This is a genomic window from Kineococcus gurbantunggutensis, from assembly GCF_050871925.1.
In the GTDB taxonomy this organism is placed as follows: Bacteria; Actinomycetota; Actinomycetes; order Actinomycetales; family Kineococcaceae; genus Kineococcus.
In genome coordinates, this window is record NZ_JBJLSG010000218.1 from 1 (window position 1) to 6,430 (window position 6,430).

General features: G+C 72.8%; 6 protein-coding genes. 3 read left to right on the forward strand and 3 right to left on the reverse strand.

Features of this window, described 5'->3' with window-relative positions:
* Positions 1-300: SpoIIE family protein phosphatase (locus ACRYR7_RS23515; RefSeq protein ID WP_432574652.1), on the forward strand; the 300-nt coding region annotated here is incomplete at its 5' end.
* Positions 301-823: 523 nt separating this feature from the next.
* Here the strand turns inward: ACRYR7_RS23515 and ACRYR7_RS23520 are convergent.
* The 3 genes from ACRYR7_RS23520 to ACRYR7_RS23530 all read right to left on the reverse strand — a co-directional run bounded on the left by ACRYR7_RS23520 (position 824) and on the right by ACRYR7_RS23530 (position 3,061).
* Positions 824-1,618 (reverse strand): GAF domain-containing protein, encoded by a 795-nt coding sequence (locus tag ACRYR7_RS23520; protein WP_432574653.1) that lies wholly within the window; start codon positions 1,616-1,618, stop codon positions 824-826.
* 428 nt (positions 1,619-2,046) lie between these two features.
* Entirely contained in the window at positions 2,047-2,535 is a 489-nt protein-coding gene (locus ACRYR7_RS23525) for an ATP-binding protein (protein ID WP_432574655.1), read from the reverse strand.
* A gap of 49 nt (positions 2,536-2,584) precedes the next feature.
* Positions 2,585-3,061, reverse strand: coding sequence for a hypothetical protein (locus ACRYR7_RS23530; RefSeq protein ID WP_432574657.1), 477 nt, complete (start codon positions 3,059-3,061; stop codon positions 2,585-2,587).
* A 492-nt stretch (positions 3,062-3,553) separates the two neighbouring features.
* Between ACRYR7_RS23530 and ACRYR7_RS23535 the strand changes: the two genes are divergently transcribed.
* The gene (locus ACRYR7_RS23535) at positions 3,554-5,794 is read left to right on the forward strand and encodes a PP2C family protein-serine/threonine phosphatase (RefSeq protein WP_432574659.1); all 2,241 of its coding nucleotides are present in this window, start codon (positions 3,554-3,556) and stop codon (positions 5,792-5,794) included.
* A 293-nt stretch (positions 5,795-6,087) separates the two neighbouring features.
* A partial coding sequence (locus ACRYR7_RS23540; protein WP_432573333.1) for an alpha/beta fold hydrolase occupies positions 6,088-6,430 on the forward strand: 343 nt, incomplete at its 3' end.

Here is a 6,430-nt window from a genome sequence, read left to right on the forward strand (position 1 = left end):
CCCCCGCGCCCGATGCTCGGGCTGGGGTTCGGCCCCACCACCGGCCTGGACGCCGAGACGGTGCGCCTGCCGCTGCCCGCGGACGCGCTGCTGCTGCTCTACAGCGACGGCCTCGTGGAGCGCCGCGGGGTCAGCTTGCAGGAGAGCATGGACGTGCTCGCCCGGGCGGCGACCAGCACCGCGGCTGAACTGCTGAGCCAGCCCGGCCCTCAGGTATCGGCGCTGGCTGACCGGTTGCTGAGCGCCGTGCCCGGCGCTGCCGGGGACGACACGACCCTGGTGCTGCTGCGCCGGGCGTGAGCACATGCCCGGCTCCGGGCGGCTCCGGGCGATCGGTTGCGAGTCCTCGCCCCCCTGGCGATCACGCCGGTAAACGCCAGCGCATGGGGCGGGGCAGGTCAGGCTGTCACCGGATCATGCAGCAGACCCAACTTCCTCTTCAAGGCCGAGTGCATCCGCAATCCGCACCTGCCCGCTCACGAGGGTCCCTGGCGTGGCATCGACGACGTGGAGATCGCGGTGGTGGATGGGGGTACCTCCCACGAGATGGGGCAACGCCGACTGGCACAACCACCACCGCCTGCATGGCGGGCTCGGCATGGTCCCGCCTGCCGAGCACGAAGCTCGCATCAGCATCGAGCAGGTGCTGGCTCCTGCCTGAGCGTTGCTTGACGCCACCTCTCGAACCCGGACCTTGACAGACGGCACGAACGGGCGCTGGAGCAGCCGCTCGGTGCCGCTCATGGAGCCCAGGAGCTGTGTCGCAACCGCTCACTCCTGAGCGATCTGGAGGGTGAGGGTCGGCATCACCGGCGGGTGCGGTTCACTCCTGCGCGTTCGGCCCCGGGGCCGATCCCGTGCTCAACGAGACCGGGTCGATGCGTTGGTTGACGACCGCGTCCACGAGCTCGTCGAGCAGCTGCCCGCTGGCGTAGGCGTGAGCTCGCAGCAGCGCCAGGGCGTCGTCGGCGTCCAGGCGCAGGGCCACGTTGATCATGCCGATGGCGATCCACACCTGCTCACGTGAGATCACCGAAGGGGTGTCCAGCCAGGAGGCGCTGCTCACCTGCACCTGCTCAGGCACGTCCTGCGGTGCCGTGCCCAGCAGGATGTTGGTGATGGCGGTGGCGATGGGCGCGGCCGAGGCCGTCAACCGCTCAGCGTCCACCCCGGGTGCCTGCACGCTGCTGGCCCCCATCGCGGGTGCCGGCACGCCGGGTGCACGCCGATACAGGTCCAGCGCGCCGATGCTGTCCCTGGAGCGCAGCAGGGGAAGGCTGAGCACGAAGCGGAAGGGGGTGCGTTCCAGGTACTCCTGTGCCAGAGCGGGCCAGCGCGCGCTCATCGCCGCTGCGTCGGCGTGCACAGGCCGGCAGCTCTGCTGGGCCTGCAAGCAGGGTCCTTCACCGATGGTGAACTGCAAGCGCTCGGCCAGGGCGGCGCTGTCGTCGCTGGCGCCCAGGGGCAGGCGGATGCCGGAGCCGCTCATGACGCTGATGCCGGCGCCGTCGACGCCGAGCACGCTGGCGCACGCCCGCGCCAGCGTGGAGGGCAGCAGGGCGGGGCCACCGCTGAGGGTGGAGGTCCACCGCCGGGTGAAGTCATCGAGCAGGCTCACCAGGACCTACCCACGCCCGCAGGGCCCGGCGCACTGGTGCGCTCTGGCGCGCTGCTGCGGCACGGCAGAGGCAGCAGCAGGCGAGAAGGCAGGGCGGGTGCAGGCAGGGCGAGTGCAGGCAGGGCGGGTGCGGGCAGGGCGGGTGCAGGCAGCACGGAAAGACCTTCCAGAAAACCAACGCCCTTGCTTGGACCGGTGAGCAGGCACGTTAGCCGCCCCTGGCCCAAGCGCTCCTTCGCCACCGCGGGTCGCTGGCCCCGCGTGCTTCAAGGATGACCCGCAGCCAGTGAGTGATCAGCTCGTTGGAGCTGACCCGCCCGGTTCTGCGCAGGACACCGTCTGCGAACCGGTCGCTCTTCAGGTGGCTCAGGAAAGCGCAGCTGGCACCAGAAGACGCCCGCTCCTGGTCGGCTCGCACGTCAAGGCCCCTACAGCAGCCCGTGGACCTCCGCCGCCCAGTCGTCGGTGTCGAAGCCGGCGGTGCTCATGTCCTGCTTCGGCTCGAACCACACCGTCTTACCGCCGCCTTGGTGCGCGGGCAGCGCCTGCACGCCCCAGTCGGTGGAGATGGACTCCAGCAGCCGCAGGCCCCGCCCGGTGCCGGCCTCCTGGACCAGGCGCCGCAGGCGCAGGGGCGTGGCCGAGGCATCGCTGACACCGATGCGCACCCGCCCCGAGGGCATCACCCACACATCGACGTTGAAGGCGGTGCGTGCGTGCAGCACGGCGTTGGTCACCAACTCCGAGACGCCCAGCTCGGCGGACTCCTCCAGCTCAGCGGCGTTCACCTGACGCAGCATCTGGCGCACGTAGCGCCGCGCGGCGGCGACGGTGCTGGCCAGCGGGTCCAGCACCAGCGGCTCACCCACCCTGCTGCCCATCGCGCCGGCCACGCTGCTGCTCCCCGCGCCAGCCACGTTGCTGCTCCCCGCGCTAGCCATCCTGCAGCCTCGCCTGCTTGTCCGCCTAAGCATTGGTCCCACTGTTGGTCCAGCTGGTGGTCCAAGGCTGTGCCGGCGCGCCGGACAGCTGCCCGCTGAACTGCCCGAACAGCCAGCGGCGGTAGATCACCACCTGCGCCGAGGCGGGCAGGGTCAGCAGCTGCTCCCGGCGGCAGAAGTCATCGGCCTGCTCCAGCACCTCCACGACGCGCTGGGCGAAGGCGCCGGCGTGCACCGGCAAGGTACAGGTGACGTCGGTGAAGTCCTCACCGGCGGCAGCGGCGGCGTCCAGGGCCGCCACGGGTTGCTGCTGCAAGGGGGCGTAGCTGCTTGCCAGCTCCCCGGCGAGCTGCAGCAGCCGCTGCGGCAGATCGCCGGCGTGGTGCTCCCGGGCCCCGATCTGTACCAGCGCCAGTTCTCGCAGCAGGTCCTGGGCGTGCTCGTTGGACTCCTCGCGCAGCCGCAGCGGCACCCCCAGCAGGTGCACCTGGCCCGTACTCACCTGACCATTCACCGTTCAAGCCTTGCACGCGCCGGCCGCACGCGCGGTGCGCTGCGCTGCCTCGTGTCGTCTCCTGCCCCTGCCTGCTCGGTGCAGATCACTCGGATCCATCCCCCCGCAGGGACGCTGCCTGCCCCAGCAGAGGGCACTGCCTGCTCCAACTCGTCCGCATTACGCCTGCTCCGGACCGTCAAGAGCGCCGCCCACCGGGCAGCCGCTCTGACCGGTATGACCCAACGGTGCGGCCGGTGACAAGGTGCTGTACGCGGGCCGGGATGGATCCGCTCGTATCCTGCGCCGGTGAGTAATCGAGCGCGCGAGGCGGCCACCCCTGATGGCGAGCAGCCCGCGATCAGCAACCGCTCGATGCCCGAGAGGGCGAGCAGTAAAGCCGGGAGCAGGCAAGCCGGGAGCAGGCAAGCCGGGAGCAGGCAAGCACGGGACGACACCGCAGCGGGTGGGCCGGTGGGCCCGGGACCGGCCGCTCACACGGTGCCACCCGAAGCGCTGCCCAGCGTGGTGCACGACTACCCCGCCGCGGTGCTGCTGGTCGACACCGCCTCCAGCCAGGTCGTCTTCGTCAACGACCTTGCCCGCCAGCTGGCCCCCGACCTTCCCCTGCCCGCCGACCTGGAGGACTGGTCGCGCGCGGCCGGGCTGCAGGTCACCTCCGGCGGCGCGCTGGGCGCCAGCAGCACCCCCCTAGCCCGCATCGCCGCCGGCGAGCCCGGCTCCGGCCGGCAGGTCAGCGCCGCCCTGCGCTCGCAGGCCACCGCCGCGCGCGAGGCGCTGTGGGCGATCGGCATGCCGCTGCGCGATGCGCCCGAGCCGTTGCGGGCCCGCTCTCTGCTGGTGCTGATGCCGCTGCGCTTCCCCCAGGCCGTGGCCGAGGTGCAGGCCTCGGCCGCGGCCGGTCGCGCGCAGCGCTCGGTGCTGGCCAGCGGCCTGGCCATGGCCATCAGCGACCCCACCCGCACCGGCCCCACCGCCGAGAACCCCGACGGTGAGGACGACCCGCTGATCTGGGTCTCGCCCAGCTTCGAGCAGCTCACCGGCTACACCGCCGCCGAGGCGCTGGGGCGCAACTGCCGCTTCCTGCAGGGCCCGGACACCGACCCCGGCGTCGTGGCGCACCTGCGCGCGGGCATCGCCAACGCCGAGACGGTCAGCGCCACGGTGCTGAACTACCGCCACGACGGCACCGCCTTCTACAACCACCTGGTCATCTCCCCGGTCTTCGACGCCCAGGGCAGCTTGACCCACCGGGTCAGCGTGCAGAGCGACGTCACTCAGCAGGTGCTGGCCGCCCGCGAGCGCGAAGCCGCCCGCGCCGAGGCCGAGCGGGCGCGCCAGCAGCAGGAGCAGGCCAGCCGGCAGGCCGAGCAGGCCGAGCAGGCCCGCCGCTTCGGCAGCCTGCTGCTGAGCCTGAGCGAGGCGCTGACGGCCACCACCACCGTCGCCGACGTCGCCGCCACCATCACCGAGGTGGTGTGCGCCGAGCTGGGCGCGGCCGGCGGCGGGCTGCTGCTGGCCGATCACGCCCGCACCCGGCTGGACTTCGTGTCCATGGCGCGCATGCCGGCCACCACCGAGGCGTCGTGGTCGCGCGTCGACTGGCACGAGGACGCCCCCCTGGCCCTGGCCGTTCGCACCCGGCAGGCGGTGTTCTACCCCGACTCCACCGCGCTGCTGGCCGCGCACCCGGCCGTCACCCGGCACGCGCCGGTGCCGGTGATGGGCGCCAGCGCCAACCTTCCCCTGCTGGCCGCCGGCCCCGGCAGCCCGAGCGGTCCTGGTGGCCCGGACGGCATGGACGTGCTCGGGGCGGTCTTCCTGTACTGGGAGCGTCCCCACGAGCTGCCCGCCGAGCAGCAGGCGGCGCTGGCCGCGCTGGCGCGCTACACCGGTCAGGCCGTGCAGCGCGCGCAGCTGCTGGCCGAGCGGCGCAGCGCCGCGGAGGTCCTGCAGCGCTCGCTGCTCACCCAGCTGCCCGAGCCGGACCACCTGGAGCTGCGGGCACGCTACGTGCCGGCCGCCACCGGCGAGCACGTGGGCGGGGACTGGTACGACGCGATCGTGCTGCCCGGCGGGGCCACCACGCTGGTCATCGGCGACGTCAGCGGCCACGACATGGCCGCGGCCGCGCGCATGGGCCAGCTGCGCGGGCTGCTGCGCGCCTTCGCCTTCGACCGCGAGGAACCGCCCACCGAGGTGGTCGCCCGGCTGGACCGGGCCATCGCCGGGCTGCACATGGACACCCTGGCCACCTTGGTCCTGGCCCGCATCGAGCAGGACCCGCAGGACGATGCCGGCGCCGGCGCCGCAGCGGGGGCGCGCCGGCTGCGCTGGACCAACGCCGGGCACCCCCCGCCCCTGCTGCTGCTGCCCGACGGCTCCACCGAGGTCCTGCAGCGCGCACCGGAACTGCTCGTCGGGCTGCTGCCCGGTGCGACACGCACCCACCACACCCACGTGCTGCCCCCGGGGGCCACGCTGGTGCTGTACACCGACGGGCTCATCGAGCACCGCGGGCGCTCCCTGGAGGAGGGCATCGCGGACCTGCGCCGGGTCCTGTCAGCCTGCTCGGGGTTAACCCTGCAGGAGCTGCTGGACCGCTTGGTCACCGAACTGGTCGGTCAGGCACCCGAGGACGACTGCGCGATCTTGGCCGTGCGCGTGCACCCGCAGGACCGCCCCCGCCCCGCCGAGGCCGGACCCGGCCGCATCTCCTGACCCCGATCCAGGTCCGCGCCGGCGCGATCACCGCGCCCTGCACGTGCGGGTGCCCTTGGCGAGCGTTCGGCCCAGCGTTCGGCCCAGCGTTGTCACCAGCTGCGGCGACCGCGAGCAACGCCGCGATGACGCAGGGCTCTGCGCCTCACCCCGAACGGCGCAACCTGGACGCGCTGGAGCCTTCTCGAGAGGCGGTCCCCGACGGATACGCCAGGATCGTCGAAGTGGTTGAACACCCAACCGGTGCTCGGCCCCAGACCGAACCACGACAGCTCCCGCTCCGAAGGAGAGTCATGACGGAGATCACCGCCCACCACGGGCTGTTCCGGAACACGAACCTGCACGTGGACGACACCGGCGGTCCCGGCCGCCCGGTCGTGCTGGTCCACGGCTGGCCGCTGTCGGGGGCCTCCTGGTCGCAGCAGGTGCCCGTCCTGGCCGAGGCCGGCTACCGCGTGGTCACCTACGACCGCCGCGGCTTCGGCCGCAGCGACAAGCCCCGCGGCGGTTACGACTACGACACCCTCACCGAGGACCTGCACACCCTGCTGACCGAGCTGGACCTCACCGACGTCACCCTGGTGGGCTTCTCCATGGGCGGCGGGGAGGTGGCCCGCTACTTCAGCAGGTACGGCA